General features: G+C 62.3%; 26 protein-coding genes. 14 read left to right on the top strand and 12 right to left on the bottom strand.

Annotated features, from left to right (window positions below; all coding sequences use genetic code 11):
* Positions 1 to 2 precede the first annotated feature (2 nt).
* Positions 3 to 386 carry a transposase gene (locus ASG86_RS01485; RefSeq protein WP_056329176.1) on the top strand — a complete coding sequence of 128 codons (384 nt, stop codon included), beginning with the start codon at positions 3 to 5 and terminating at the stop codon, positions 384 to 386.
* Between the two features lie 510 nt (positions 387 to 896).
* Here the strand turns inward: ASG86_RS01485 and ASG86_RS20025 are convergent.
* The 3 genes from ASG86_RS20025 to ASG86_RS20370 all read right to left on the bottom strand — a co-directional run bounded on the left by ASG86_RS20025 (position 897) and on the right by ASG86_RS20370 (position 3,781).
* The gene (locus ASG86_RS20025) at positions 897 to 1,838 is read right to left on the bottom strand and encodes a glycosyltransferase (protein WP_235565046.1); all 942 of its coding nucleotides are present in this window, start codon (positions 1,836 to 1,838) and stop codon (positions 897 to 899) included.
* Between the two features lie 194 nt (positions 1,839 to 2,032).
* Positions 2,033 to 3,391, bottom strand: a complete 1,359-nt coding sequence (locus ASG86_RS20030; RefSeq protein WP_235565047.1) for a nucleotide sugar dehydrogenase — start codon at positions 3,389 to 3,391, stop codon at positions 2,033 to 2,035.
* 54 nt (positions 3,392 to 3,445) lie between these two features.
* Positions 3,446 to 3,781, bottom strand: coding sequence for a hypothetical protein (locus ASG86_RS20370; RefSeq protein WP_156386084.1), 336 nt, complete (start codon positions 3,779 to 3,781; stop codon positions 3,446 to 3,448).
* Positions 3,782 to 4,169: 388 nt separating this feature from the next.
* Here ASG86_RS20370 and ASG86_RS20375 point away from each other — a divergent pair, with 388 nt between their 5' ends.
* The 6 genes from ASG86_RS20375 to ASG86_RS01505 all read left to right on the top strand — a co-directional run bounded on the left by ASG86_RS20375 (position 4,170) and on the right by ASG86_RS01505 (position 10,157).
* The gene (locus ASG86_RS20375; RefSeq protein ID WP_156386085.1) at positions 4,170 to 4,391 is read left to right on the top strand and encodes a hypothetical protein; all 222 of its coding nucleotides are present in this window, start codon (positions 4,170 to 4,172) and stop codon (positions 4,389 to 4,391) included.
* Positions 4,392 to 4,447: 56 nt separating this feature from the next.
* Positions 4,448 to 5,275: an MBL fold metallo-hydrolase gene (locus ASG86_RS01490; RefSeq protein ID WP_056329178.1), complete on the top strand. Its 828-nt coding sequence runs from the start codon at positions 4,448 to 4,450 to the stop codon at positions 5,273 to 5,275.
* A gap of 283 nt (positions 5,276 to 5,558) precedes the next feature.
* The gene (locus ASG86_RS20380) at positions 5,559 to 5,705 is read left to right on the top strand and encodes a hypothetical protein (protein ID WP_156386086.1); all 147 of its coding nucleotides are present in this window, start codon (positions 5,559 to 5,561) and stop codon (positions 5,703 to 5,705) included.
* A gap of 555 nt (positions 5,706 to 6,260) precedes the next feature.
* The gene (locus tag ASG86_RS01495) at positions 6,261 to 7,328 is read left to right on the top strand and encodes a MinD/ParA family ATP-binding protein (protein ID WP_235565048.1); all 1,068 of its coding nucleotides are present in this window, start codon (positions 6,261 to 6,263) and stop codon (positions 7,326 to 7,328) included.
* 147 nt (positions 7,329 to 7,475) lie between these two features.
* A complete protein-coding gene (locus ASG86_RS01500) occupies positions 7,476 to 7,763 on the top strand; it encodes an acyltransferase family protein (protein WP_056329183.1) in 288 nt (95 codons plus the stop codon).
* Positions 7,764 to 8,804: 1,041 nt separating this feature from the next.
* Positions 8,805 to 10,157 (top strand): O-antigen ligase family protein, encoded by a 1,353-nt coding sequence (locus ASG86_RS01505; RefSeq protein WP_235565049.1) that lies wholly within the window; start codon positions 8,805 to 8,807, stop codon positions 10,155 to 10,157.
* A gap of 703 nt (positions 10,158 to 10,860) precedes the next feature.
* Here ASG86_RS01505 and ASG86_RS01510 read toward each other — a convergent pair.
* The 4 genes from ASG86_RS01510 to ASG86_RS01525 are packed head-to-tail and all read right to left on the bottom strand — an operon-like array spanning position 10,861 to position 14,657.
* Positions 10,861 to 12,036 carry an alpha-hydroxy acid oxidase gene (locus ASG86_RS01510; RefSeq protein WP_056329189.1) on the bottom strand — a complete coding sequence of 392 codons (1,176 nt, stop codon included), beginning with the start codon at positions 12,034 to 12,036 and terminating at the stop codon, positions 10,861 to 10,863.
* Positions 12,037 to 12,059: 23 nt separating this feature from the next.
* Positions 12,060 to 12,824 carry an amino acid ABC transporter ATP-binding protein gene (locus ASG86_RS01515; RefSeq protein WP_056329192.1) on the bottom strand — a complete coding sequence of 255 codons (765 nt, stop codon included), beginning with the start codon at positions 12,822 to 12,824 and terminating at the stop codon, positions 12,060 to 12,062.
* Positions 12,821 to 13,783 (bottom strand): amino acid ABC transporter permease, encoded by a 963-nt coding sequence (locus ASG86_RS01520; RefSeq protein WP_056329194.1) that lies wholly within the window; start codon positions 13,781 to 13,783, stop codon positions 12,821 to 12,823. The genes ASG86_RS01515 and ASG86_RS01520 overlap by 4 nt, the downstream gene beginning before the upstream one ends.
* A 4-nt stretch (positions 13,784 to 13,787) precedes the next feature.
* Positions 13,788 to 14,657, bottom strand: coding sequence for an ABC transporter substrate-binding protein (locus tag ASG86_RS01525; RefSeq protein ID WP_162253487.1), 870 nt, complete (start codon positions 14,655 to 14,657; stop codon positions 13,788 to 13,790).
* A gap of 234 nt (positions 14,658 to 14,891) precedes the next feature.
* On the opposite strand from ASG86_RS01525, the gene ASG86_RS01530 reads away from it, so the two are divergent.
* Positions 14,892 to 15,593: a GntR family transcriptional regulator gene (locus ASG86_RS01530; protein WP_056329200.1), complete on the top strand. Its 702-nt coding sequence runs from the start codon at positions 14,892 to 14,894 to the stop codon at positions 15,591 to 15,593.
* A gap of 451 nt (positions 15,594 to 16,044) precedes the next feature.
* The gene (locus ASG86_RS01535) at positions 16,045 to 16,914 is read left to right on the top strand and encodes a class II glutamine amidotransferase (protein WP_056329695.1); all 870 of its coding nucleotides are present in this window, start codon (positions 16,045 to 16,047) and stop codon (positions 16,912 to 16,914) included.
* 15 nt (positions 16,915 to 16,929) lie between these two features.
* On the opposite strand, the gene ASG86_RS01540 is transcribed toward ASG86_RS01535, so the two are convergent.
* Entirely contained in the window at positions 16,930 to 17,469 is a 540-nt protein-coding gene (locus ASG86_RS01540) for a hypothetical protein (protein WP_056329202.1), read from the bottom strand.
* A gap of 125 nt (positions 17,470 to 17,594) precedes the next feature.
* On the bottom strand, positions 17,595 to 18,326 hold the full coding sequence (locus ASG86_RS01545; RefSeq protein ID WP_156386088.1) for a hypothetical protein: 732 nt from the start codon (positions 18,324 to 18,326) through the stop codon (positions 17,595 to 17,597).
* 689 nt (positions 18,327 to 19,015) lie between these two features.
* Here ASG86_RS01545 and ASG86_RS21170 point away from each other — a divergent pair.
* On the top strand, positions 19,016 to 19,576 hold the full coding sequence (locus tag ASG86_RS21170) for a LysM peptidoglycan-binding domain-containing protein (RefSeq protein ID WP_442854281.1): 561 nt from the start codon (positions 19,016 to 19,018) through the stop codon (positions 19,574 to 19,576).
* 46 nt (positions 19,577 to 19,622) lie between these two features.
* Positions 19,623 to 20,003, top strand: coding sequence for a hypothetical protein (locus tag ASG86_RS01555; protein WP_056329211.1), 381 nt, complete (start codon positions 19,623 to 19,625; stop codon positions 20,001 to 20,003).
* A 2-nt stretch (positions 20,004 to 20,005) separates the two neighbouring features.
* Here the strand turns inward: ASG86_RS01555 and ASG86_RS01560 are convergent, their stop codons facing one another.
* The 3 genes from ASG86_RS01560 to ASG86_RS01570 all read right to left on the bottom strand — a co-directional run bounded on the left by ASG86_RS01560 (position 20,006) and on the right by ASG86_RS01570 (position 22,116).
* The gene (locus ASG86_RS01560; RefSeq protein WP_056329214.1) at positions 20,006 to 20,911 is read right to left on the bottom strand and encodes a DMT family transporter; all 906 of its coding nucleotides are present in this window, start codon (positions 20,909 to 20,911) and stop codon (positions 20,006 to 20,008) included.
* Between the two features lie 43 nt (positions 20,912 to 20,954).
* Complete coding sequence (locus tag ASG86_RS01565; RefSeq protein ID WP_156386089.1) at positions 20,955 to 21,458, bottom strand: DUF1772 domain-containing protein; 504 nt, start codon at positions 21,456 to 21,458, stop codon at positions 20,955 to 20,957.
* A gap of 85 nt (positions 21,459 to 21,543) precedes the next feature.
* Positions 21,544 to 22,116: an SRPBCC family protein gene (locus tag ASG86_RS01570; RefSeq protein ID WP_056329219.1), complete on the bottom strand. Its 573-nt coding sequence runs from the start codon at positions 22,114 to 22,116 to the stop codon at positions 21,544 to 21,546.
* Positions 22,117 to 22,464: 348 nt separating this feature from the next.
* Here ASG86_RS01570 and ASG86_RS20705 point away from each other — a divergent pair, with 348 nt between their 5' ends.
* From ASG86_RS20705 to ASG86_RS01585, 3 genes are all read left to right on the top strand, one after another.
* Positions 22,465 to 23,013, top strand: a complete 549-nt coding sequence (locus ASG86_RS20705; protein ID WP_200946090.1) for a hypothetical protein — start codon at positions 22,465 to 22,467, stop codon at positions 23,011 to 23,013.
* A gap of 297 nt (positions 23,014 to 23,310) precedes the next feature.
* Positions 23,311 to 23,523, top strand: coding sequence for a hypothetical protein (locus ASG86_RS01580; RefSeq protein WP_056329221.1), 213 nt, complete (start codon positions 23,311 to 23,313; stop codon positions 23,521 to 23,523).
* A 240-nt stretch (positions 23,524 to 23,763) separates the two neighbouring features.
* Positions 23,764 to 25,104 carry a DUF2254 domain-containing protein gene (locus ASG86_RS01585; protein ID WP_235565051.1) on the top strand — a complete coding sequence of 447 codons (1,341 nt, stop codon included), beginning with the start codon at positions 23,764 to 23,766 and terminating at the stop codon, positions 25,102 to 25,104.
* Positions 25,105 to 25,109: the final 5 nt, after the last annotated feature.

Genomic DNA, 25,109 nt, shown 5'->3' on the forward strand with positions numbered 1-25,109 from the left:
GCATGCTGCTTTTCCGTGGCGGCGACAACCTCAGCTGCAGGGCGGCGCTCCGGTTGGAGGAGGTGTTCGCCCTGGACGATCCAACCGGCACGCTCCACGTCGTCTGGAAGGTCAAGGAACAACTCCGGACCCTGCTCCGCACCGGCTCGCTGGAGGAGGCCGCAGCGGCCAAGAAAGAACTCGAGGAACTGGTCAAGGCTGCCGCGCGGCCGGAAACCAACGGGCTCTACCGCACCGTCTGCAGGAGGTGGAAAGAGGTCAAGGTGCTCATCATCACCGGCGCCGCGACAGGCAAGGTTGAAGCCAAAAACACAGCGATCAAGAACATCAAGCGAACTACCCGCGGCTATCGCAATGCAGATAACTACAAATCGGTTTTTCTCTGAGAATTGCCGTCCGGACGGCGGCATGACGCTTATCCCAGGGATCCTTGTCCCCACAAACCGTACTGAGCCGTGAAGACGGGCTGGAGGGCCGTAGGAGCGAGCCGCTGACGTACTCGCGCCGGACCCGAATGCGCACCGAGCGATGTGTTCTAGGGCTGCGGGTGACCAGGCGCTGGGGTCCGTTCAGAAGCGCATACCACCTGCATCTGAACATCTCCAAAGTCCACAACATCCTGCCCGCTGTCTCTGCCCGCTTCGGCCGTTCGCCGGCACCGTCAACGGGGATCAGGGGCCGCGACCGAGACTGGCCCACCGATACGAGAACGCCTGGCGACACTCATCCCAGCCGGGCTACTGGCCGCTTCTTTTCAAGGGACGAACCCACTTCCCCACGACCAGGAAGGTCGTCAGCCGCGGAGAGCCCCTAACCCTAGATTGGGCTCTCCGCTTCGCTACAGTGGGATCCTCGCAAGGTGAGGACCTCCGGCTGAGTGGTTCGACGGAGCGGAGCTAAGAAACGGACGGATGGACCTCCATAAGGGCGAGAATTTTCTCTGTCTTTGCCTTCCAAGTAAGCTCTGGAGGCGTGGAATACGGCATCCGTGGCACTCTTCCGTTGTGCAAGTCGAGCGATCGGATCAGTTTTCCATGAGCATTTGCATCCGCAACCGTTACTCCTGGCATCGGTCTTTCCCGGGTTCCTATAATTGGCGTCGTGATTACGGGAAGTCCCGCCGCCCGATATTCGTAGATCTTTATTGCATCCCCGCCAACCTGTCCCTTCGAAACGCCGTGAGGCACCCATCCCACATCGAACGTCTGTAGTAATGCCGGAATATTTGAGTAGTGCACGTCACCGAGCATGACAATATTTTGTAATCTCTTTAGGGCGATCCCGACTTCCCTATCAAGAACTGGCCCCGCAAAAGCGAATTTCCAATTCGGATTACTCTCGGCGGTTGAACGAATCAGTGAGACGTCGAGCCGCCTACCTATTTTCCCAATGTATCCCACTGTGGGGCGTCCACTCGCTGTACTATTCGAACTGAACTTGTCGGGGTCGCATCCATTCGGAACTAGTACTGCGTCATCCCTCCCGTGATCCAATGCCAATCTAAGCGTGGATTCAGAATTTGCTGTTACAGAAGTTGCATATCTAAAGAGGTTCGCGTAACTCGTTGCTACCTCATTGCGGAAGGTTCTGAAGGCTTCATGCTCTAACCAATTGTCTAGCAAATCCACATGGAGGGGACCTTGGTGTTCTTTGATTTCGCCGCGAAGGCCCATCATCGGATTCCAAACGATTGTGGCCTCGTTTTTCACAACTGTTCCGTAATGACGAATCGAGTTAACCCACCATCTCTTAGGATGCCGGAGAGGAGGAACGGTCAATACAGTTTTGTAGTCGTCATGAACGTTTGGAAGTTGGGCATCAGTGCTGGCACCGCGCATAGCCAAGCGCCTGAGTGGGAACGGGTCAGGTCGTGAGTGAACTTGAATATCGGAAGTTGGGAAGAGCTTCGACATCCACTCCAAGACATGTGCGTCGCGTGTTCGATAACCTTCCGCCAGCATCTTATGGTGGCCGTGCATGGGAAAGGCGTGAAATGTGGTGGGTGACATATGCATCGTCTTGTCTCTTCGATTCAGAGTCGGGAGACGGTGTTGGAAGCTGCCAGCTTGCCCCGCGTGTCCAAGATTGTACAGCCCGACCTCTCGATCGAGGCAACGTCGGTGGCGTCATGGTGTTGTAGGAGAACCACGAGGTCTGCAGCCTCGGGAACTATTTTTTCGACGGAAACGAACGGCAAAGTGGCACCCTCATTCAACGGGTCCCACTCGCTGTAATAGGGGTCGTTGAATGAAACTTGTGCTCCAAGTGATGAAAGCCGTCTTGCGATTTCACGAGCTGGCGATTCGCGTTTATCGGAGATATTCGCCTTGTATGTGATGCCAATTAGCACTACAGAGGCACCATTGACCGCGAGTTTTTTTTCATTGAGTTTTTCTTGAACTCGCGAAACCACGTACTGCGGCATTGAATTATTCACCTCTTGGGCGAGCTCAACTAGTCTAAAAGGATACCCTAATTTAGCGTTTACCGTATACGAAAGATAGCTAGGGTCGATCGGGATGCAGTGTCCACCAATGCCTGGACCAGGATAGAAAGCTTGGAATCCAAAGGGTTTTGTGGCGGCGCCTCGGATTACTTCCCAAATGTCTATTTCAAGTTCATGGCAATAGCGTGCCAGTTCATTCACCAGAGCAATGTTAAGTTGGCGGTAAGTGTTTTCGAGCAGCTTGCTTAACTCCGCCTCTTTGACGCCGCTGACCGGGACAACTACGTCCACCAAGGACTGGTACAGGGTCACACCCCTGTCTCGGCATTTGGAAGTTACACCTCCTACAACTTTTGGAGTATTCTGCAGCGTGTACTTCGTGTTCCCTGGGTCTATGCGCTCGGGGGAAAACACAAGAAATACCGTTTCCCCCACTACGAATCCTTGGTCCTCCAGTAGCGGAAGCAGTATCTCCTCCGTCGTGCCGGGTGAGGTCGTTGATTCGAGGGAAACCAAAGTACCTGGAGAAATGTTTTTAGCCACGGCTACCGAAGCAGACCTGACAGCCGCTAAGTCTGGAGAGCCATCTTCTGACAGCGGAGTAGGCACGCAGATGATGACGTTCTTAGCTAAGTTGAGAATACGGTCGTCGGTACTTGCCTCGAAGCCCTGATCCACCATCTGCTGAACGGCCGAGTCAGAGATGTCGTCTACGTGCGATTTACCGGAATTCAGCAGTGCTACGGTTTCGCTGCTCTTGTCGAGGCCAGCTACCCGAAGCCCCTGACTAGCTGCTCGTTGTGCCAGCGGTAATCCAACGTAACCGAGTCCGATGACAACCACGTCTACTTTGTGGTTTTGCCCTGTCTTCACGCAGTGCCCCCCTAATTTGATCATCAATATTGAAGCGTGCTCCTTAACGGAATGGGATTCTTGAGAAAGCACGACCGCCAGTATATGGGTTGCCCAGGGAGCCGCTGAAGTCTGAGTCGACGGTAGTTAGCGTCGAGTAGGGACTGCCCTGACTTTTGCTGACTCACGGCATTGTGCCTCTTTGGCGCTCTGTTTTTCGTATCCGTTGACCGGGAGTTTCCCAAGTGTCTCTTGGCCCTGACCACGGCGGGCTTCGGGAAGTTGATAGATGTTGTGATCGCCAGCCAAAGTTCCCTGCCGTTCTGGACCACCTTCTGACGGTCCTGGACGTTCTTCTGCAGGAGCGAGGAGAACGATGTCGAGGGCGGCGCCATAGGTATGATTCTCTGGTTGATCCTGCTGTGGGTCATTTGTAAGGCTGTCGACAGCCACGCTGAGGTCGGTGCTATAGCGTGTCTCCATCGTGGGATTGTTCCGGCGGGTCTGACGGGGTCTGCAATTAAGGCATGCCAATTACGTATTTGATATTCATGGTTGCAGAGCTTGTGCCCAACATGCGCAGAGAAATCCACGTCTGACAGCGGAGCCGAGAAGCGCGCTCTTGCCTTATACCACTGAGTCGCGACTAGTTACGGGGAGCTAGTCACCGGGCTGAGGAAGACTTTGAAGTTTTGTTGCTCCGGGGCGGGGCGGGGCGGCCGGTCCACCGGAGGGGAACTCTGGAGACGCACGGTCCGGGCCCCTCTAGGTGATGATCATATTCCGCGAGGACTGGCACTGCGGGTTCAACTTTCCCAATACAAGGTGGGCATCCAGTGCAATGCATCCGACCACCTAGCTGCTGCAAGCCATGAGCGTAACGCACACCACCAAGGGCCGCGGCGAGGAGATCGGAGTCCTGGCCATATGCGGTGACGGCGCCACCAGCCAGGTAGATTCAGAGAAGCTTTCAAGTTCGCCGCCGTCTTCTGCCGTTACCTTCTTCGAACAAAACGACTGTGATCTCGGTGCCGCTGGCACGGCAGTCCGTTGCGACGTGACCGTCGTCAGGGATCCGCGTCGGGCTGGATAGGTACAATCGGTCACCTAGACGAATGCAGGCTGCTTTGCCGGAGGTACGGAGAAACGATGTCGGAATGGCGTGAAGTCGGCACGGACAATTATGTACTGGTTACTGAAGGATCTCTGCTGAATACGGGCATTGTCGTCGGGTCCGAGCGGGCCATGGTCATCGACACGGGCTGTGGTCCCCGTCAGGGAGGCGAGATCCTTGAGGCAGTCCGTAGGAGAACACATCTCCCCCTCGTGGTAGTCAACACGCATGCGCACTACGACCACTTCTTCGGAAACGCCGCGTTTGCCGAAGCTGGCGTCACAGAGTTCTGGAGCCACCAGAACTGCGCCACCGAAATAGACCAGCGTGGGAACCTGCAGCGCCGGTACGTAGGGACGCTCGAACCTGAGATGTTCACCGCTGAAGGCGAGAACGTGGAACTCGTTGTTCCCAACGCCATAGTTAAGGATCAGCCCGTCCTGGTCGACCTCGGTGGCTTGACTGCAACCCTCTTCTACCTTGGCCGCGGCCACACCGACGGGGACCTTCTGGTTGGCACGCCGACCACTCTTTACGTGGGCGACCTTGTGGAACAGGGCGCTTATCCCTCCTTCGAGGACTCCTATCCGGAGGAGTGGGCCGATGTGCTCCGGCACATCTCTGCACTGCGTCACCGCTACGAGTTCCTCATACCAGGACACGGAAAGCCTTGCAGCGACCAGTTCGTCAAGACGATGGCTAACACCATGACTACCGCTGTTCGCCAGGCCCGCCAATCCATCCGGGATACCCCTAATGACGCCACTAAGGCCATTCCCGTGCTGCCATATGGGCCTGAGCAGTCCCGCTGGTTCATCAAACGGCTGCAGGAGACCCGACGCAATCCCCAGGAAACGCCGTAACAATACGCCTTTCTTGACGAAACCTTGAGCTTTGGTCCCTGGGCGCCTCGATAGGGGGCCGATGGTGTCGGCCGCCCGGGCAGGAATGCTGAAGGTGAAATCTAAGCCTACTTCTCATTGTTTATTGGCTGCCTTGGTGGTTACAACAGGCTGGTCGCACTTACTCCCACCCGAACTCAGGGGACTAGAGGCTTAGGTCCCGCTTTTCGACGTGACTTGTCAATCGATAGGTCGCGTGATTAGGTCAAGGCGATGGGGATCACCTTGACCAATGGAGGCTATTGTGGCTTTTTCGGACTACGCCCTGGCGCTGAGCGCTTTGCTGGGCACCTTGCTGGTTCCCTTCGCTGTCCTGTACCAGATGCTGCGGCTCAAGCGCCGCGCACTCAGGATCCCCGTCCGGCCCGCACCCCGAGGTAACCACCGCTGACCATGCCGTACGTCGACATCAACCCCCACAAAGGCCGTCCCAAGTGGGTGGGCTACACCATTCTTGCCGTTCTCCTGGTGCTCACCGCAGCCGTGGTGTCAGCGGCACTCATCCACCACTGACCAGCGGATACGGGGCAGGAGCTCCTATCTGACCCCCTAGACTTACTGATTGAACCAGTGCCGCAGAACCGTTTGCCGAAACGTCCGGGGGACAGATATGCCAGATCCGGCGGATCAGAATGCAGGCGCCCAAGCAGAGGATGCAGGGCAGCCGCAGCTGCGCCGACGCCGCGACCTACGTCGTGCCGACGGCTCAGTTCAGGATGCCTGGACAGGAACCATGCCAGCAGTAACCCCTTCCCCTTCCAGTTCAAACGACGCCGGGAAGCCGGCTACGCGCCGCACGTCCTGGGCCGAGGCGGCTGCGGCAGCCGACGCCAGCAGGCCGACCCGTGGACCATCACCTGCACCCGTCGCTGATGAACAACCGGCGCCACCCGCCAGGCAGCCTGCAGCCGATCCCGAGGCACCGACCGCCTCAGTGCCTTCCGCCGTGCCGTCCTCTGGACCCGCGGCTGCTCCGGGCGAGGTGGCGACTGAAGCTGCCGAACCTCTGTCGGACGCTCCCACCGAGGCGCCGTCCTTCCGCCGCAGCCGACCCACTGTTGCGGACGCCATCGCCGAGAGCCCGATGCCGGACTTCATCAGCTCGCCGGGCCTGTTCGTCAAGGAGCAGAAGCCCCGTCCCAGGGGTGGCATCCGTGGTGCGCTGTACAACCTCACCGGGGGCGCTTGGAACATGGGTCCTGGACCCAAGCAACGCCAGGAGGACGAGCTGGCCCGCCGGATCTCGCGCCAGCTCCAAGGCAGCTACAACACCGCGATCCTGAGCCTCAAGGGCGGGATCGGCAAGACGTCCACCACCGTGGGCGTGGGCCTGACCCTCGCTGAATTCCGCGGGGATGCTCCGTGTGCCATCGACGCCAACCCGGACTCGGGAGACCTGGTGGAGCGCGCCTTGGGCGAGGGCATCTACCAGCAGGCCAGCCCGAGGACCATTACCGACCTGCTGGAAAACATCGAGTCCATCGACTCCCTGACGGCGCTGGCCCGGTACATGCACCACGCCGGCCGGCTGCACCTGATAGCGGGGGAGCAGGACCCGGAGGTCTCGGATTCACTGACGGCCGAGGAGTACCTCCGGATCCGCAAGCTCATCTCCAGCTACTACTCGGTGGCGCTGACCGACTGTGGCACCGGCGTGACCCACAACGCCATGAGCGGGATCCTGCAGTCGGCCGACAACCTGGTCATTGCCGCCGGCTATGCGGTGTCGGGCGCCAAGCGGGCCCGCAGCACCCTGCACTGGCTGGCCAGCCACGGCTACGAGGAGTTAGCCCGGAACGCCATTGTGGTGATTACCGACAAGGACGAGGTGTCCTCCCGGGTGGACAAGGATGCCATCGAGGAGCACCTGGCCGGGATCTGCCGCGAACTCATCGCGGTTCCGCACGACCGTGGCGTGGCTGACGGCGACCTAGTGACTCTGGACGTTTTGAAGCCGGAGACGCGGCGGGCTTACAAGGAGATTGCTGCCGCCATCGTGGACGGGTATCAGTAACCGCACGGAGTAGATTTCTCCTCTCTCTCCAACAGTTGCAGAACCGAACTTAACCGGTCGATAGAAGCCCTATACAGGCCGAAGAATAGCGCCTACTCGCTGGTCTGATATCTGAGGGATTCTTTGTCGCTGTTTCTTGAACGAGTCGTGCCCAATTCGCTGCGGCGCAAGAAGACCGCCAGCACCCCGACCAGGAAGAAGTTCCGCCCAGACATCCAAGGTCTCGGGACATTCGCCGTCGTGGCTGTGATCCTGGACCACCTTATCGGCTGGCCTTCGGGAGGGTTCGTCGGAGTGGACATCTTCTTCGTGATTTCAGGGTTCCTAATCACGGGCATTCTGCTGCGCGAGCAGGAGCGGACGGGACCATCTCGTTTCTCGGGTTTTACAGGCGTCGGGCCAAACGAATCCTTCCGGCTTCCGTTCTCGTCCTGACAGTTACACTTGCGGCAGCATTCCTCGTCTTCGGGTGGGCGCGATTCGTAGCCACAGCGTGGGACGCCTTAGCTGCTGCAGTATTCGCCGGCAACTGGCGCTTCGCAACACTGGGCACCGACTATTTTCAGGCTGACGGTCCGGTCTACAGCACTACTGGTCACTTGCGGTTGAGGAACAGTTCTACTTCGTGTGGCCGTGAGCGATGCTCCTGGTGTTCGGCCTCGTTGGCAAAATGGGGCGCCCCGGCGCAGCGCGCCAGGGGGCTGGCATTGCCATCAGTGGTTCGGTTATCAGAGGAGCTGTCCCAGCTTTGCTGGCAAGGTTCCCATGAAGCATGACCGAATGCACATGTCCCCCGCCTATCAGACGGTGATCGCCCCTGCGTTCCGGGAAATGATGGAAGGCAGGGGCTTTGTGATCCTAGACAGCCGTGTCTTATTAACCGCGACTAGTCGCGGTTAGTTCGCAGGGGTGCCACGCCCTTCCAGAACGCCTATTCCAGCGTGCAAGGAGACAGGGTGAGTGTTCCGCCTGCCGTGCATGAACCGAAGATGCGGAGGAACGAGTCACCGAACATGGGCGGCCTAAACTTCCACGGCATCCACGGTCCGGCCTGTAGCTGCGTTGACGTGTTCGCTGTTGAGATGGTCCCGAATACGGGGAACGACCGGCCCTGCTGGACTTCACTAACGGCAAGCGAACCCGTGCCCGCCGTTACCGACATCCTCGACCGGAGCCGCACGAACACCAACCGGCCCTGAACCTCGGATGGCGTCACAGTGGACTGAACACCGGTGATGGTCGACGCCTGCCGCTGAGGTGGTTGCGTTATTTATGGATGCGATGGGCTTGATAGTCGTAATCCCTGGGCGGTTGTCGCTGCAGGACTAGTGGGTTCGTTGTTTAGGTCTACTGGACCAATCGTGTAGTGATGCGTATGCGGCACCTCGTAGAGGTCGTGCCGTCAGATAGCCTTGACTGATGCACAAGTGGGGGATTGCGGCCGTTGCCGCTGCGGTGACGGCGGGGCTGGTTGTTGTGGCGGTTCTGGCGTCTAGTGGTACGCCGATGCTCGGGGCCGGTCTCCTTGCCGCGATTCTTGGCTTGATGTGGCTGGTGTGGCCGCGCAAGGAGGGGGCGATTCCCCGCCGGTATGTTGTGTTCCTGAGCGCGTTTGCGTTCTCGTCAGTGCTGCCGCAGAGCGTCGGCCTGCCCTTACAAATCGTTGCCCTTGTCGGGGCGTTCCTTGAGTGGCTTTGCACGCCTGCTGCTGAGCGCCGGGGCAACGGCGTAGTCCTAACGGCCGGTCTGTTCATCGGTTTCTGGGCTTTGCTGATGTTCCACCCGAACGTACCTGACATTTCCACCGGCCTGCTGGGCTTCCGCAAGACCGCACTGGCTGTTGCCGGTGTTGTGTTTGGGTGTGCTATCCGTGAGCGCCTGCGCGTGCCGGTGGAGCGTCTTGTGATCAACCTCGTCACTTCCGTCCTCGGGTTGTCCATCGTTGGCCACCTCTGGATACCGGCCATCAACAAACTCTTTCCCAAGAACGACGCTGACATGTACACGGGGCTCTACGGCGGCGAGGTCCGGATGCAGGGCCTGTTTGCCGGCCCGTTCCACGCCGCCATTGCCGGGGTGTTCCTGATCGGCTGGGCGATTGTCCGCTGGCGTTCGTCCCGCGTCTTGCCCAAGGTGGTACTCGTCGTGGGCGCGCTGGGGATGTACCTGACTCTGGTCCGGACCGCCTACATAGCCGTGGCCTTGGTGGTTGCGGCGCTGGTGATCCTCGCGTCATCGTTCGTGTCATTCATGAAACGGCTCGGTATAGTGTCCGGGCTGGCTCTTGTAGCGCTGATGTTCGTGGAAGCCTTCGGCGGCGGGAAAGTGCTCACAGTTATTGAGTCCATTGGTAACTTCGCCACCGATGGCAGGTTCTTGAACCGGCTACCCGAGTACGCTCTGGGCTTCAAAATGTTTGGCGAGTCCCAGCTGGTTGGCAAGGGTGCTGGGTCTGCTGGTGACACGCTTGGCCCGGCATTCGGCGCTCACGAACACGTCACCCCGCACAACCTGCTCCTGAAGATCCTCGTTGAGGGCGGTGCTATCGGGATGAGCCTGTGGCTGCTGCTCATTATGGTTCTGTGGCACGCGCTGGATACCCGCACGCCGCCAGGTTCGTTGGCTGTCGTGTCCGTGTTGGGCATGTTCGGCCTTGGCCTCACCGGGTCTGCTATTGAGGCACTGCCGGTGACCTACTTGATCTTCATGGTTGCCGGGCTCGGCGTCCGGGCAGAGGGCGGGAGTGCTTCCAGCACCAGGGAGGAACTGGAAGCCCGCCCCTTGCCATTGCTAAATGGCCGGCGGGGATACCACCTCAATAGTCGATGATGCATAGATCGTGAACCCTGTCGTTCGAGTCGCGGCGCAGCCGTCTGAAACTCTGCGGGTTGAGTTCCTGGCTGCAACCCCGTGACCGTCCATTCCTTCGTCGCCCCCCGGGACGGACCAGGGACGGCTCGGAGAAATTCAGCGAAGGGGCGTTCGCGGTCCCGTCAAAACTTTTCCGAGCATCGTCGCCGCGCCACCGTCCGCTTTGATGTCAAAACGGACGGTGATCTGGTGGATGGCTGCGGCGCTGTTGGATGTGAAGGTGACAGTCATCCCCGCCACGGTGGCCGATGTCGTAGAGCTGGCAACCGTATGGTTCGGGGGTTGCAATATCCGTCTGCACGCGCTTAAGGATCGGCGCTGCGCCGCAGACCTTCCTTGACAGCATCCCCGTAGGTGCGGATGGCAGCGCCGGATGCTGCCTCGTAGGCCACAGCCCCAGCGAAGTCAGCCTCGGCCCATGACGTTTGCGCCGACGCCGGGGTGCCCAATGGGCTGCACCACGATCAGGGTGAAAACCGCAGGCTGGTGAGCTGGAGAAGGATCGCAGCGCCCAGCATCGCCGTCCTGGCCAGTCACACGGGTCTCCGCATCAGGGCAAGAAGGCGTCCGCTGCTCATGCTGCCGATGTCCGGCAAAAAGGTCGGAGACGCCGAATTGCCCGCCTATCTGGGTGATAGGCGGGCAGTTTGTAGTGCGGCTTTTAGACGAGCAGGCTTTCCGGAAGGGCAGCGGGGCTCGTGGCAGCGAAAATGGTGTTGTCCAGGTCCGCGACGGAGGACTTCCCCACGAATCCCATGGCCCCCTTCAGCTCCTCCTGAAGGATTCCGAACACCCGGTCCACGGCGGGCTCACCTCCGGTGGCCAGGGCGTACGCGAACGGACGTCCGGCCAGTGCAGCCTTGGCCCCCAGCGCCACTGCCTTGACGATGTCGTGGCCACGCCGCACGCCGCCGTCGAGATAAACCTCCGCGCGGCCGCCAACTGCCTCAACAATGGACGGCAGCACATCGATGGTGGCGGGCTGGGAGTCGAACTGCCGGCCGCCGTGGTTGGAGACGAAAATGCCGTCCGCCCCCTCATCCACTGCCCGGGCTGCGTCCTCGGCGTCCATGATGCCCTTGATCACCAGGTTCCCCTTCCACTCCGAGCGGAGCCTGGCGAAGTCCTCCCAGTTGGCGCCCGGGTTCTTGTTGGACGCCATCCAGTTGTTCATCTCGTCCATGCGCAGCGGGCGGCCGTTGATCTGGTAGTTCCCGTACGTCATCTTCCGGCCGGTGAGCCAGCGCCACAGCCAGGCCGGGCGGGTGGCGGCATTGAAGTAGTCGGCAACCGGCGGGCGCGGCGGCATGGACAGGCCATGGTGCAGGTCCCGTTCCCGCTTGCTGGACGACCCGACGTCGCCTGCCACCACCAGCGTCTCAACTCCCACAGCCCGTGCCCGGTTGATGTAGCTGGCGGTTTCCGCCGGATCCTTCCAGAAGGCGATCTGCGCCCACAGATTGTTGGGCGCCACCTTCGCCACCTCTTCCAGCGAGCAGCCGGCCCAGGCACTGTGGATGAAGATCGATCCTGCCCTGACCGCGGCCCTGGCAACGGCAGGATCCGAGCCCGGGTGGAAGATGGTGAGCATTCCCATCGGTGCCACCATCAGCGGCATCGCCAGGGAATGGCCCAGCACGGTGGTGGACGTATTCATGCCCCGCAGGTCCACCATGGACCGCTGGCGAAGCATCAAGGCATCGAAACGGTCTTCATTCGCGCGCATGGTGGTCTCGTCCAGCGCACCGCCCTCCAAATAGTCCGAAATCATTTTCGGAAGCTGCTTGCGGGAGGCTTTGCGGTAGTCCTCAACGCTGACAATCCATTTGTTTCTCAAGAGTCCTGCTCCAATGTGAAGGTCTAAATTACTTTCGCCAGGAATTGCTTGGTGCGCACATGCTGGGGGTCGCTCAGGACCGTCCGGGGGTCGCCCTGCTCCACGATGCCGCCGCCGTCCATGAAGATCAGGTGGTCGCCAACTTCCCGGGCGAAGCCGATCTCGTGGGTGACCACGATCATGGTCATCCCGCCGTCCGCGAGCTTGCGCATCACGTCTAGCACCTCGCCCACAAGCTCCGGGTCCAGGGCCGATGTGGGCTCATCGAACAGCATCAGCCGCGGCTCCATGGCCAGTGCCCTGGCGATGGCCACGCGCTGCTGCTGGCCGCCGGACAGCGACGCAGGGTAGGCGTGGACCTTCTCGGAGAGTCCCACCCGCTCCAGGAGGATCTTTGCCCGGTCCTGGACGGCCTTCCGGCTCTCCTTCTTCACCCTGACGGGTGCCTCGCAGATGTTCTCCAGCACCGTCATGTGCGGGAAGAGGTTGAAGCTCTGGAACACCATGCCGATGTTCTCGCGCATCTTCGCCGCCTCCGCGTTGTTCTGCGCGTGCAGCCGGCCTTTCCTGACCTTCACCCCAACCGGCTGTCCCTCCACAAGGATGTACCCGCCGTCGAGCGTTTCCAGCTGGTTGATGCAGCGGAGGAACGTGGACTTGCCGGAGCCGGACGGCCCGATGATGCAGGTGACGCTGCCCTTGGGGATGGTGAGGTCGATGCCATTGAGGACTTCGAGGTCCCCGAAACTCTTGGTGACGCCCTGGGCCTCGATCATTACCTCGGTCATGGCTGGACCTCCTGGGGTGCGGTGCGGGAGTTCTCTGCTTTGGCTTTGCGTGTGCGCCGGGTGCTGCGTCCCGGGGTGATGCCGCCCCGGTTGAAGTGCCGCTCAATGAAGTACTGCCCCAGGCTCAAAATGCTGGTGACCAGCAGGTACCACATACTGGCGGCGATGAGCAGCGGAATGGTTTTGAAGTTGGCGCTGTAGACCAGCTGCGCGGAGTACAGCAGCTCGGGGAAGGCCAGGACGCTCACCAGGGAGGTGGTCTTCAGCATGGAGATGGTCTGGTTGCCCGTTGGCGGGATGATGATCTTCATGGCCTGGGGCAGCACAACCCGGGACAGGATGGCGAAGCGCCGCATGCCGAGGGCTGTGGCCGCTTCCGTCTGCCCCCGGTTGACGCTGAGGAGCCCGGCGCGGACGATCTCGGACATGTAGGCGCCTTCATTCAGGCCCAGCCCGAGGATCGCCGCCATGAACGGGGTGATGAGCACGTTGGCATCCACGGAGAAGAACTCAGGACCGAACGGCACGCCCACCGCAATCCGCGGGTAGATGGCGGCGATAAAGCCCCAGAAGAGGAGCTGGACGAAGACCGGCACCCCGCGGAAGAGCCACACCAGGAACGCGGCGGTCCCTGCCACGACGGCGTTAGGCGCGAGCCTGGCCAGCGCCAGCAGGACGCCGACGACGATTCCCACGGCCATGGAGATGGCCGTCAGTCCCAGTGTCCGCAGGAGACCGGTGAACAGCCGCTCCGAGGTGAACCAGCCGAAGACCACGTTCCACTCGAAACGAGGATTGGTGATGAGGGAGTAACTGATCAGGAAGATCGCGAAGAGGACGATTGCCGCGGTTAGCCACAACCCTCCGTGGCGCTGGTGGGGACGGCCCTGGAGAAGCTGGCGGTCCAGCCCGTCCCCGGCTGGTGCCTTGGCGTCAGGTTCCGTGGCTGTGTTGGCCATGGGGCTACTGCGCTTTGTTGAAGGCGAAGTCAGAGATTGCACCGCTGCCTACACCCCACTTATCGAGGATTTCCTTGTACTTGCCGCTCTTGGCAAGGGACTCCATGCCGAGCTGGATGGCCTTCTCCAGTCCCGCGCCCTTTTTGAAGCCGATGCTGACGGGGGAGACGTCCTTCTCGCCCAGCAGCTCGATCTGGCCGCCCTGCTTGATGGCATAACCCAGGGTGGGTCCGTCAATGTAGACGGCATCAATCCGGCCGGCGGTCAGCGCGAGGTTGGGGGCCTGCATGTCCGGGTAGGTCATGGCCTCAATCGCCGGGCTGCCGGCCGCCGTGCAGGCCTGGGACAGGGCGGGGAGGCGCTTGAGGTCCTGGAAGGAACCCTTCAGCACGCCGACGCGCTTGCCGCAGAGGGTGTCCAGCGTGAGGTGCTGCGGGTTGCCCGGAGCCACGCCAATGCCACTGCCTGACTGGTAGTAGTCGACGAAATCAAGCACTTTCATGCGTTCCGTTGACGGGGACATCTGTGAGACGGCCATGTCGAACTTGCCGGCCGCTATACCGGGGATGATGCCATCGAACGGGCCGCTCTTGACCTCCGTTTTCAGGCCGAGCGTCTGCCCCAGGGCCATGGCAATCTCAGGGTCCACGCCTTGGATGGTTGTTCCGTCCGCGGCCATGAAGTGTAGCGGCGGGGAGCTCTGGCTCATGGTGACGGTCAGGGTTCCCTTGTCCCGTGCGTCTTTGGGGAGGGCAGCCGCGGCGGCGTCGTCGACTTTGACGGCCTCCGCGGAACCGGTGGATTTAGGAGCGTCGGACTGGGCCGAGCTGGTCATTTCCGGGTTGGAGCACCCGGAGAGAAGGACGCTTGCCATGGAAATTGCGGCGACGGTTACCAACATCGATCGAAACTGAATCATCTACACGCCTTCGGATCTGGGGGAGGAGGGTGATGGGAGAGCTGTGTTACAGATCACTTTGCTGTCCGGTATCATGTACCGTACATCATGCACGATTTTCTGCAAACAGCTTTCCCCTTTCTCCGGTTTGTGACGGGGACGGTGTCAGCACCTCCTCCAACTGCCCGAAGATTCGCATAGGATTCCGAAATGAACGCCGCTTCGCCTGAAGAAGAAGTCCTAATCCCCGGCCGGCCGATGTTGGTGGACCAGGTGTTTGAGGCCATCCTGTCCCTGTTGCTGGATGACAAGATCTCCACCGGATCGCCGCTGAGTATCGATGGACTGGCCAAGCGCTTCAAGGTTTCCTCAACCCCGGTGCGGGAAGCGCTGGCACGCCTGGAAACAACCGGAATGGTCAGGCGGGAAGCACTGCGCGGATACAAGGTGGCGCCGGAACCCACGGCCAGCGATATTGCCGCGCTGCTGACTTCCCGGCAGATTCTTGAACCCGCCTGCACCAACATTGCCGCCGGCAATTCAACGGATGAGTTAGTGGCGGACCTGGAAGGGTTTCACCGCGACCTCGAGGCGTCCCGACGGGGCGGTGACACGTTTGCCGGCTACCGCGCCTACTGGAAGGCGGACGAGAACTTTCACCGGCGGATCGTGGAGGCCACGGACAACGAGTTCCTCTTGAGGGCCTACTCCGCCATTGAGGGAAGTATCCAGCGGTTCCGGCTCATGGTTCACAACGACATGAGCGGGGACCATACGGTACAGGAGCACCAAGCCATCATTGATGCCATCAAAGCCGGTGATCCCGCAACTGCCACCGCGGCCATGGACAAACACATTGAGGGGATCAGGTCCCGCTCCCTTAGTCTCGCCAAGTTCGGACAGCAGGCCTGAAGTGCAGCAGCCACAGACTTGTGGCCCCGTGGAATGCGGGCGTAAATAAAAGTCAAGGTTTGGGCGTGAGGAGAGCACGCTGGCATACCTTTTCCGGCGTCAGGCCTCCAAAGCCCACCGTTAGGTTCCGTGGAGCATCTTGGGGCAAGTATCCCGGCCGGCAGATTCAGGTATCGCTTTACTGGTCCAATGTCCAGAGCGGGCGCATAGCCTGCATCCATGTTAAAAGCCGTGTTCCGAAGCAGACGTAAATCGAGATGCCGTTTCTGCGGACGGCCGCTGCCTCAAAATCCCTCCGCGATGTTTTGCTCCCGCGACTGCTACGACAGCTACCAGGCCAGCAACGACACTTCCCGCCACGAACAGTAGCTTCATTTTTGGCTGGTACGTGGCGGCGGAAGTCAGCCGGACTGAAAGCCTGGCACTCAAGGTTGCAGGGAAGGAGCGTTCCGTGTGCCGGTTGTTCGGGCTGCACGCCGGGTCCCGGCCCGTCCGCGCTACCTTCTGGCTCCTGGACGCCCCGGACAGCCTGTCAGAGCAGAGCAGGAAAGAGCCCGACGGTGCGGGGATCGGGACCTTCGATTCCGACGGCGGCGCGCGGGTCACCAAACGGCCGCTCGCCGCGTGGGAGGACCACGCCTTTGCCCGGGAGGCACGGGAGCTGAGAAGCACCACCTTCCTGGCCCACGTCCGGTACGCCAGCACCGGTGCGCACACCATGGTGAACACCCACCCGTTCGAGCAGGACGGGCGGCTGTTCGCGCACAACGGCGCCTTCCACGGGCTGGGCCGGCTGGAGGAGCGGATTCGTGAACTGGGCGTGGCGGGGCTGGTGCAGGGCCAGACCGACAGCGAACGCCTCTTTGCCCTCATCACTGCCGAGACCCGCAGGGCCGGCGGGGACGTGGCGGAAGGCATCATCCGGGCGGTGGGCTGGGCGGCCGGCGAACTGCCCGTCCTGGCCCTGAACATCATTGTGACCACGGCGGCGGACCTCTGGGCGCTCCGCTACCCGGCAACCCACCCGCTGTACATCCTGGAAAGGGACCCCTCGGCTGAGCCCGCCCCGGCAGCACCGCTGGACGCCAGGAGTGCCCGAATCCACTCCCGAAGCACCGAACTGTCGGGTTCCCGTTCGGTCCTCTTTGCCACGAAGCCGATGAACCAGAACCCCGGCTGGCGGCCGCTGGCGCCGGGGGAGCTGGTGCACGTTGGCCCGGACCTGGCGGTGACCTGCACCTACCCCTTCCCGGACCAACCCGCCCACCCTCTCACGCTCGCCGACCTCGATCCATCCGCGGCGGCGTCGCAAACGTCCTGACGGGCCCGGCCGCTCCTATCGCGCTGGCGGTGGCGTGCCCCGCCGCATCAACGTGGCCGCGCTATACGCCGCTGCGAGGACCAGCATGCTGCCCAGCCATCCAGCCGCGAGGAACATCAAGGTCCTGCGGTCGATTTCCTCAAAGGGTGCCAGCGACTGACCGGCCACTACCACTTTGCCGGCCGCCTGCTTGGCGACGATTGCCATCCGCAAGCCGGGATCGGGCTGCCAGGTCACCGTGTCGCTGCCCGACGCCCTTGCCGCATTGAGCACCCCGGCCGGTACCACGGGAATGGTCCCGTGCAGGGTCACGGTGGAGGAAAGCGGGCTGTTGCCGTCCCCGTAAACGATGAGGAAGACGCCACTGTCATGTGTCAGTTCCAGCCGGGGGCCTGTCATTGGATCGGATCCCGCTTGTTGAAGCCGCGCTGCGGCCGCGGCGGCAGGCGCCATGTTGGCCGACTGGCGGCCAATCTGCTGGAGGGTGACGTAGATGCTCCCAAAGGCGAGTGTGGTGATGATGACCGCCGCCAGGCACCAGATGATCCTTCTCATGGGAATATGATGCGCTCACGTCCCTGACAATGGGGTGCACCAGGGAAACCTGCCAACCGCTCACGCTGGCCATCCTGCAACCGTCCGCGCCGCCGTCGTAAACGTCCTGACGCCAGGTGCTTCTTTTACGTGTTGGGCGTGGCCGCCTTCTTCTGCAAGGCCTCTGCCATCTTCTGCACCTTGGCGCCGTAGCCGCCGTTCAGCGCGGTGTCCTTGATCATTTTCGCCTGGGCGTCCAGGTCCGCCGGGGCGGCGTTCTTGAGGGCCGTCAGGTCCGCCTGGAGGTTTGCGGGGAGCTTGGCGAACAGCTTGGGGTGGCTGATGAGCTGGTCCGCCACCTTTTGCAGCCCCGCGCCAGGATTGTCCGAGCTGAATGCAGTGCGCAGCTCCTGGCGCAGGCCGGCCAGGCCAGTGGCGGTCTTCTCCAGCGCTTCGGCACGCTTCTGGATCTCGGGGCCGTAGCCGCCGGAGAGGGCGGTGGTCTTGATCTTGTAGGCGTCCTTCACCCGGTCTGCCGGGGCGGCGTCCTTGAGCGTGGTCACATCCGCCTGGAGGGCCGCGGGGAGCTTGGCGAACAGCTTCGGGTGGTTGACCAGCGCCGCGGCCGCCTTCGCCGCGTGGTCTCCGGCGGCCTGCGGGCTGTCCGCGTTCAGGCGCAGGAAGGCCTCAAGACCGCCGGCACCCTTTACCGCCTTGGTCTCGCTGCTTGCAGCGGGGGAAGCTGCCGAGGAGGGTGTTGGGCTGGGTGATGCGGACGCGGCGCCGACGCCCGCGGCGGCCATGGCACCGGCGGCCAGGAGGGCTGCCGCTCCGACGCCGATGCGGGCTTTCATTGACGGGATAGATGGTTTCACCACGGTGTGTCCTTCCACATTTGCGCATGCGTTCGCGCCGGGGCATGGGCCGGCGCACGCAGTTTCACTTTAGGAGCGCAGGCTGGGGAAATGCTGAGAGCCGTCCTCAGCAGGCACCACTCCAAATCCATCAACTATGCTCGGATCTGGTCTGGTGGACTGTACTCCCGGTTTGACCGGGCTTTTTTGGGGGGATGCTCGTGCTGAAAATCGTCGGTGGTTCAAAGATGCGGAAAGGGCTCACGGCGACCTGGGCGCTCGCCACTGGTCTCTTACTCCTGCCGATGGGACTCACCTCATGCAGCTACTCCGAGCCTTCTTCGGCAGTGGTATCGACTGCCGCGCCCGCGTCGCCGGCTAGCACGGCTAAGTCAAAGCCGGTTTTGGGCGGGGAGACCCAGGCCGACTCTTTTGGGAATGTGGACTTCTACACGACAGTCCCAGGCGACACTCTGGCGAACGTAGCTGTCACCTACAAACTTTCCGAAGCGAAGGTCGCCGAATTCAACGGAATCCAGCCAGGGGCGTCTTTGACCCCGGGCACAAAGCTCCGGTTGATACCGGCCGGGCCGACGACGGGCGCCAAGGGGGCCGCCACAACGGACGCAAACGGGATCCCCACAAGTGTCGTACTCGAACCTGAGGACACTCTCAGCGGTATCACCTACCGATTCAACATCACAGAAGAGCAGTTGGCAGAGGCAAACAAAGTCCCCTTCACATACGAAAAGGGCAACGTCTACTTCATCCAAGCCGGACACACGATTCAACTTCAGAAGAACCCCGTGGACAGCAGGTCCGGCACCGGAACAGCCGTCAACAACTCATTTGGCCAAACGGTTTTCTACACCACGGTTGAAGGCGACTCCTTCGACGGCATCGGATACAAATTCCGTGTCACCACGGCCCAGCTCCTGGCCTACAACCCTGGACTCGTTGAAAACCAACTTGGTGCCGGCAGCAAGCTTCGGCTGATCGCCGGGGATGTGAAGATTGAGGGCGCCCAAGGCACGTACACCGCAGACCCCGAAGGAATCCCCCTCACCTACACCACCGCTCCTGGTGACACCGAGCGCCAGATATCCTTCCGCTTCGGGATGCCGGACTTGGCGGATCTGGAAGCGGCAAACCGCCCGTCCACTGGCACGGGTCGCGTCTGGTACGAATTCTCCGACCTTCCAACCGGACACCTCGCTCCGGGCCAGGTCATCAGCCTCTCCCTGGCCCGTCCCATCAACAAACCCGAAGCCTGACCTGCCACGCCTCTGCAAAGCGCCGGGTGCCGATTATGCTCGGCCTATGAAGATGCGTGATCCCCAGGCGAAGCCTGTTCCTGCCGGCAAACTGGGTTTTTGGCAGCAGCGGACATGGATGTGGATTGTCGCCGCGGGATTCGACGTGTACATCCTTGGTTTCGTCATCGGGCTGCAGCCCTCCGGCCCTCTCTGCGGCAGCCCCTTGTTCCCGAACAGCCGTGCTGCTGAACAGCTCGACTTTGCGCAAGGCAATGTTGGGGCGGCGGCCACGTGCTATCGGACTATCGAAGCCGATTCCGTCCCTGTCTGGATCCTCATGGCCCTGGGCGTCGGCCTGGTCCTGACCGGAGTGGTGGTTCGGATAGTCCGTATCCGGCTTTTCGCCGGCTCCGCCGGTGATGGGAAAGCCGGCCAGGCGCTGTAGAGCTACCCAGTTGTGACCGGTTTCTTGACCGTGGCAAGCAGGATGACTCCGGCCACGGCGGTGGCTCCTGACAGGAGGAACAGGACGATCGCCAGCGGGGGAGCTGCGTCGGCTTCGCCGAGGATGGTGATGCCGATGGCGACGGCGACGAGAGGATCGATGACTGTCAGGCCGGCCACCACGAGTTCCGGGGAGCCCCGGGTGTGGGCATTCTGGACCAGGAAGCTGCCGCCCAGGGCGGCAATGAGCAGCCCCGCCAGGCACGTCAGGGAAAGCCACTCGAAATCACCCTGAAACAGCCGGGCGATGACCGTCTTGGCCAGGGCTGCGACGAACCCGAACAGGATCCCCGCTCCGGCCGTGAAGACCACCGCGTGCGAGCGGTGGCGCCACAAGAGATAGGCCACGGCGACGCAGGCCAGGACGACGGCGAGCACGATCAGGATGGTGACCAGATGCCGGTCGCTGATCTCCACGTCCTCCGCGGACAGCGCCGCCACGGCAACGAAAACGCCTACGCCGCCCACGCATAACGCGACGGCGGTGAGGGCACGGCGGCCCGGGGACTTGCGGGTCATCCGCGCGGTGGCCAGCGTGGTGACCACCAAGGCGATGGCCCCGATGGGCTGCACCACGATCAGGGGCGAGAACCGCAGGCTGGTGAGCTGAAGGAGGATCGCGGCGCCCAGCATCGCCGTTCCGGCCAGCCACACTGGCTTCCGCATCAGGGCATGCAGGCGTCCGCCGCCCATGCTGCCCGCCGCCCGCCCTTCTGCGGCCGGCTGGTCTCCCACGGCCCGGTGCTGGAACAGCGTTCCCAGGGCGAGCAGGACCGCTCCAACGGCGGCGATCGGAATCCCCAGCCAGTGGTAGGACGTCAGTGCGGACACGGCCGCAGCCTGGATCATGATCAGGCCTTACGCCGCCGGCGATGAGCCGGGGTTGGAGTTGTCATCGGCTTCTGAGCCGGATGGTCCGGGCACGGTGAATGGCAGCCAGCGCAACCGCGCTGGCTGCCGACCGTACGGCGTGGACCTGATACCAACGCTTTAGCAACGGCTCCCGTAGGTCCTCGGCCAGCGGTTCGGGGCTGAAGAACAGCTTGGGGTTGAGTGACCGGAGGACGTAAACGGTGGCGGCGGCACCTGTGACGGAACCGGCGGCGGCTGCCATCAGCGAGGTCCTGGTGAGCGGATCGTGCCATCCCGCAGCAAGGGCGCCGACGGCGGCCGGGGCATTGATCGGAGCGAGCGGTGCGTAATAGCGCCCAGGGCTGCCCGCCCCGAAGGGGGTTCGGGGGAGCTCTTTGCTTGCCTCGGAGGCCGCGACGCGATGCGGCACTTTGACCAGCAGCTCATACAGGTTTCCAAAGAACCAGTGCGCGTGGCTGAACTCCGCAACATCAAGGAGCCGATCGGTGAGCAGATCGCGATTGAGTTCCGGATTCAGTCCCATGCCCACAATGTACTCCCGTCCATGTATGGGCCGCAGCCAGGCTTGGGGGACCCAGCCCGCCACGCTTTCCCGACAACCCGAGCTGTCAAAGGGGGAGGTGTGCTGTCTTCCGCCGCCGCCGGCTGACGAAGGTGGGGCCCGCCGGCTCCGGGATGTCGGAGGGATTGGCGCCGGCCCGCCGTCGTCGTAGTTCCAAAGCGAGGGCCTCCTGCCCGCGCGCCATCGCCCAGCGGTGGTTCGCTGCGAAGGCGGGCTTGAGCAACCAGCCCAGCCGCCGCAGGAGCGGTTTTGACGCACTGACCTGCCAGTCATAGATGACAACAGTTTCCGGCCCGTCCTGCTTGAAGGTCCAGCGGCCGGTGCCGTTGAGGTCGCCCTGCGCGGAGAGGGCAAGCCCTTGTTCGGTGATGGGCTCGGTGACGGTGAGCTTCCACTTGAGGGTGTACGGCAGCCAGCCCTTGGTGTGAAGGAAGAACCCCTTTCCCACGCCGTCAGGGCCGCCAGACTCCAAAGGCAAAACTGACAGATACACCGACGGCCACCAGCGGGCCAGTGAACCCGCATCGCCCAAAACGTCCATCACCTCGTGCGGGCTCCCGGCCACCCGCCAGACGGTCCGGAATTCGTAATCGCTTCTGCCTTTGGAATTGCCGTCCATTGCCGCCTCCACGCACGGATTGTTGTTTCACGGTACGCATGGTGCGGCACGTAATCAACGGGCCCATCAGCACGGATGCCAGCGGACGTGAGGGGAAGGCGTAATGGCTCTGGGTGCAGGGGCTCCGGATTCTGGTTTTTGGGGAATTTCATGACTTCCCCTTGTTATCCCGTCGTTATGCTAAGTACCCTTAGTTTGTTATCAATGGCAGGGCAGTAGGCCCTGACCGCAGCTCTTGGGGGATCGTTGCCGCGTTGGAAGACGAGGGTGGGACCTATGCATGGAGACCAGGAGTTGCCCAGTATGGGCTGCGGGGCCGCTTCATCCCTGCCGATTCAGCTTCAGGCAATGGAGATTATTGACGAGATTCTGAACGACGCAGGTCCTGGTGGGGCCGATGTCCGTGAATCGCTCAGGCGCCATGTGGCGAATAACCCGGGCCAGCCTGAGAAGGCATTGCTGATGCACATGCTCACCGTCCGCCGGTCATGCCAAGACCAAGAGGACGGCGCCCGACGATCTTCAAGCCGTGTTGTGGAAGGCCGGAAACAGATGGACTGTGAAAGCGTCCAACAACAAGAAATCCAGCGACTGAACAACCGCTTCCATCACGCCGGCGTCACCCTTTGGGAACTGTGGCTGCGGTACTACAGCCTGGGCGGTGAAGCCAGCGAACATGCAGTCGCCGCCCACTTGCGTGGGGAGCTGGCCCTTTCCGGCCTCCAGCAGCAGGTGCTCCACATGGCTCTCAATGAATTGGACGCGGACGAGGCTGCAACTGCCGACATCGGCCCCTTCGCGGCTGCCCAAATGGGGCCGAGGGGCCATGATCCAGCGATGGCTCGCCGGGAAGACGGCCTTGGGCAACCAAGCCAGCCGTCGCTGCTGTGGTTTTGAGGCGCCCGGGGCTAATCCCCTGGCGGCAGCTTTAAACTGATGCGCAGGCTCGATGGGGGCATACCCGGGTTGTTTGGCGGACCCGGGGGATCTGATTGGGTAGGCGGAGGCGCATAAGAGGTAGCGGTTACCCTTATGGCGGGTTTCGCGGCCCGGGTACGGTGGCTCGTGCCGGGGAGTCCCGTGCTGGCAGGACTCGCATAAAGTGGGGAATCGGTTGGGGACCCTGTTGCGCCCGCCCTTGTCCTGGGCCGGGCCGCCTTTCCATCTTTCTTGCCGTATCCACGGAGGTACGCGGTGTACAAGCGAACTGTTCCGGTCATTGCTGCCGTTTTTCCAGCTCTGTTCCTCTCCGCAGGGCCTGCCCCTGCCACAACTTACGGTGAGGACGATGTCCTCAATACCTACGTCGACTGCCCCCTGGAGCGCATCGGCACCCAGCTGGTCCGCTGCGACAACCTCACCGGTACCGGGGTTGATGCGCCCTCCTGGATTCCGGAGCAAAAGTAGCGCTGGCTGCAGGTCCCCTCACTTAGATACCCAGAGTCCCTGGGCTGTTGGGTGGCGCCAGCCCAACCCTGCCTTGATTGCGCGGCGCTTCGCTGCATGACGCCACCGAGCTGCAGACAGTAGGGTGGGTATCCCTGGACCGGCCAGCGGCAGCTGAACAGTACCGCCACCCGTGGGCAGACCGGCGCCGGGGGAGACAGGGGGTTCCATGGCTGAAGCATTCCCAAGGGAGACGGAGCGTTGCTGAACGGGCGCGCCGCCCATTGGCTGGACGCGCTGCGGACCCAGCTGTGGCCGCTGCCGGTGGTGGCGGTTGCAGGCGCCGTGGCGCTGGGTGTCGCGTTGCCGGCGCTGGATTCGGGCATCGACGGGCAATTGCCGGACACCGTCGGCGTCCTCCTGTTCAGCGGGGGCGCGGAAGCGGCCAGGGCGGTCCTGCAGGCAATCGCAGGATCCCTCATCACGGTGACCTCCCTGACCTTCTCGCTGACGGTGGTTACGCTGCAGCTGGCCAGCAGCCAGTTTTCGCCCCGCCTGCTGCGGACGTTCACCGCCGACCGCTTTGTCCACGGCACGCTGGCGCTGTTCCTGGCAGCGTTTGCCTTCGCCCTGACCGTGCTTCGCAGCGTCCGCGGCGAGACCAGCGGAAACACGGCCTTTGTCCCCGAAATATCCGTGACCGTCGCGTTCGCCCTCGCCATAGCCAGCGTGGTGGGCCTGGTACTGTTCCTGGCCCACCTCACCCGGGAAATCCGGGTGGAGACCATGATGCGCCGGGTGGACGGCGAAACCCGGGATACCATCGACCGCGTGTTCCCGAAGGACCGGCCGTTGCCAGGCACCCCGCCCGTACCCCTGCCGGGCGGGTTCCCCATCACGGCAACATCCTCAGGGTTCCTCACCTCACTGGACAAGGACGCACTCCTGGCGGCGGCTGTGAACTCCCGGGCCACGGTCCGGATCGACAGGGAACCAGGCAGCTCCCTGGTGGAGGGGGTTCCGTTCGCCACCGCCTGGCCGCTGGAAACAGGGGCCGGCCTTGGGCCGGAGGCGCGGGAAGAGCTGTGCCGCGACGTCAACGCGGCAGTGTCCACTGGTTTCGAACGCACCAGCGTCCAGGACGTGGGATTCGGGTTCCGGCAACTGGTGGATGTTGCGGCGCGTGCCTTGTCACCAGGCATCAACGACCCGACGACGGCAGTGCACGTCCTGGGGCACCTCTCGTCGCTGCTGTGCAGACTGGTTGAGAGAAACCCCGGCCCGGAGCTGCTCAGCGACGATGACGGGCGTGTGCGGGTGGTGCTTTCATTCCCCGGGCTGCCCGCACTGATGGACCTGGCGGTTAACCAGGCAAGGAATTACGGCGCCGGGGACCCGGATGTGGCGCGCCGCCTCCTGGACCTTCTGCGTGAGGTGGCCTTCTGCGACGCCTGTGGCCAGTACCGGGACGTTGTAAGGGACCACCTGGACCGCATGCGTACTGCAATAGCTGCGGCGGATTACTCTGCCCCGGAGCGGCGGCGCCTGCTCGAGCTGGCGCAGGCCTGCGCCGCCGACGTTGAGGCCGCGCCGGAAATGTAATTCAT

Origin of the sequence: Arthrobacter sp. Soil764 (assembly GCF_001428075.1) — a bacterium.
Classification (GTDB): domain Bacteria; phylum Actinomycetota; class Actinomycetes; order Actinomycetales; family Micrococcaceae; genus Arthrobacter.

What these genes read in the sequence shown, in the direction of transcription:
- ASG86_RS20375 (WP_156386085.1), top strand. Translation starts at nt 4,170, where the DNA reads ATGAGCGTAACGCACACCACCAAGGGCCGCGGCGAGGAGATCGGAGTC.
- ASG86_RS01490 (WP_056329178.1), top strand. Translation starts at nt 4,448, where the DNA reads ATGTCGGAATGGCGTGAAGTCGGCACGGACAATTATGTACTGGTTACT.
- ASG86_RS01530 (WP_056329200.1), top strand. Translation starts at nt 14,892, where the DNA reads ATGAACGCCGCTTCGCCTGAAGAAGAAGTCCTAATCCCCGGCCGGCCG.
- ASG86_RS01570 (WP_056329219.1), bottom strand. Translation starts at nt 22,116, where the DNA reads ATGGACGGCAATTCCAAAGGCAGAAGCGATTACGAATTCCGGACCGTC.
- ASG86_RS01520 (WP_056329194.1), bottom strand. Translation starts at nt 13,783, where the DNA reads ATGGCCAACACAGCCACGGAACCTGACGCCAAGGCACCAGCCGGGGAC.
- ASG86_RS01525 (WP_162253487.1), bottom strand. Translation starts at nt 14,657, where the DNA reads ATGGCAAGCGTCCTTCTCTCCGGGTGCTCCAACCCGGAAATGACCAGC.
- ASG86_RS01560 (WP_056329214.1), bottom strand. Translation starts at nt 20,911, where the DNA reads ATGATCCAGGCTGCGGCCGTGTCCGCACTGACGTCCTACCACTGGCTG.
- ASG86_RS01555 (WP_056329211.1), top strand. Translation starts at nt 19,623, where the DNA reads ATGAAGATGCGTGATCCCCAGGCGAAGCCTGTTCCTGCCGGCAAACTG.
- ASG86_RS01540 (WP_056329202.1), bottom strand. Translation starts at nt 17,469, where the DNA reads ATGAGAAGGATCATCTGGTGCCTGGCGGCGGTCATCATCACCACACTC.
- ASG86_RS20705 (WP_200946090.1), top strand. Translation starts at nt 22,465, where the DNA reads ATGGAGATTATTGACGAGATTCTGAACGACGCAGGTCCTGGTGGGGCC.
- ASG86_RS01565 (WP_156386089.1), bottom strand. Translation starts at nt 21,458, where the DNA reads ATGGGACTGAATCCGGAACTCAATCGCGATCTGCTCACCGATCGGCTC.
- ASG86_RS20025 (WP_235565046.1), bottom strand. Translation starts at nt 1,838, where the DNA reads ATGCGCGGTGCCAGCACTGATGCCCAACTTCCAAACGTTCATGACGAC.
- ASG86_RS01515 (WP_056329192.1), bottom strand. Translation starts at nt 12,824, where the DNA reads ATGACCGAGGTAATGATCGAGGCCCAGGGCGTCACCAAGAGTTTCGGG.
- ASG86_RS01485 (WP_056329176.1), top strand. Translation starts at nt 3, where the DNA reads ATGCTGCTTTTCCGTGGCGGCGACAACCTCAGCTGCAGGGCGGCGCTC.
- ASG86_RS20370 (WP_156386084.1), bottom strand. Translation starts at nt 3,781, where the DNA reads ATGGAGACACGCTATAGCACCGACCTCAGCGTGGCTGTCGACAGCCTT.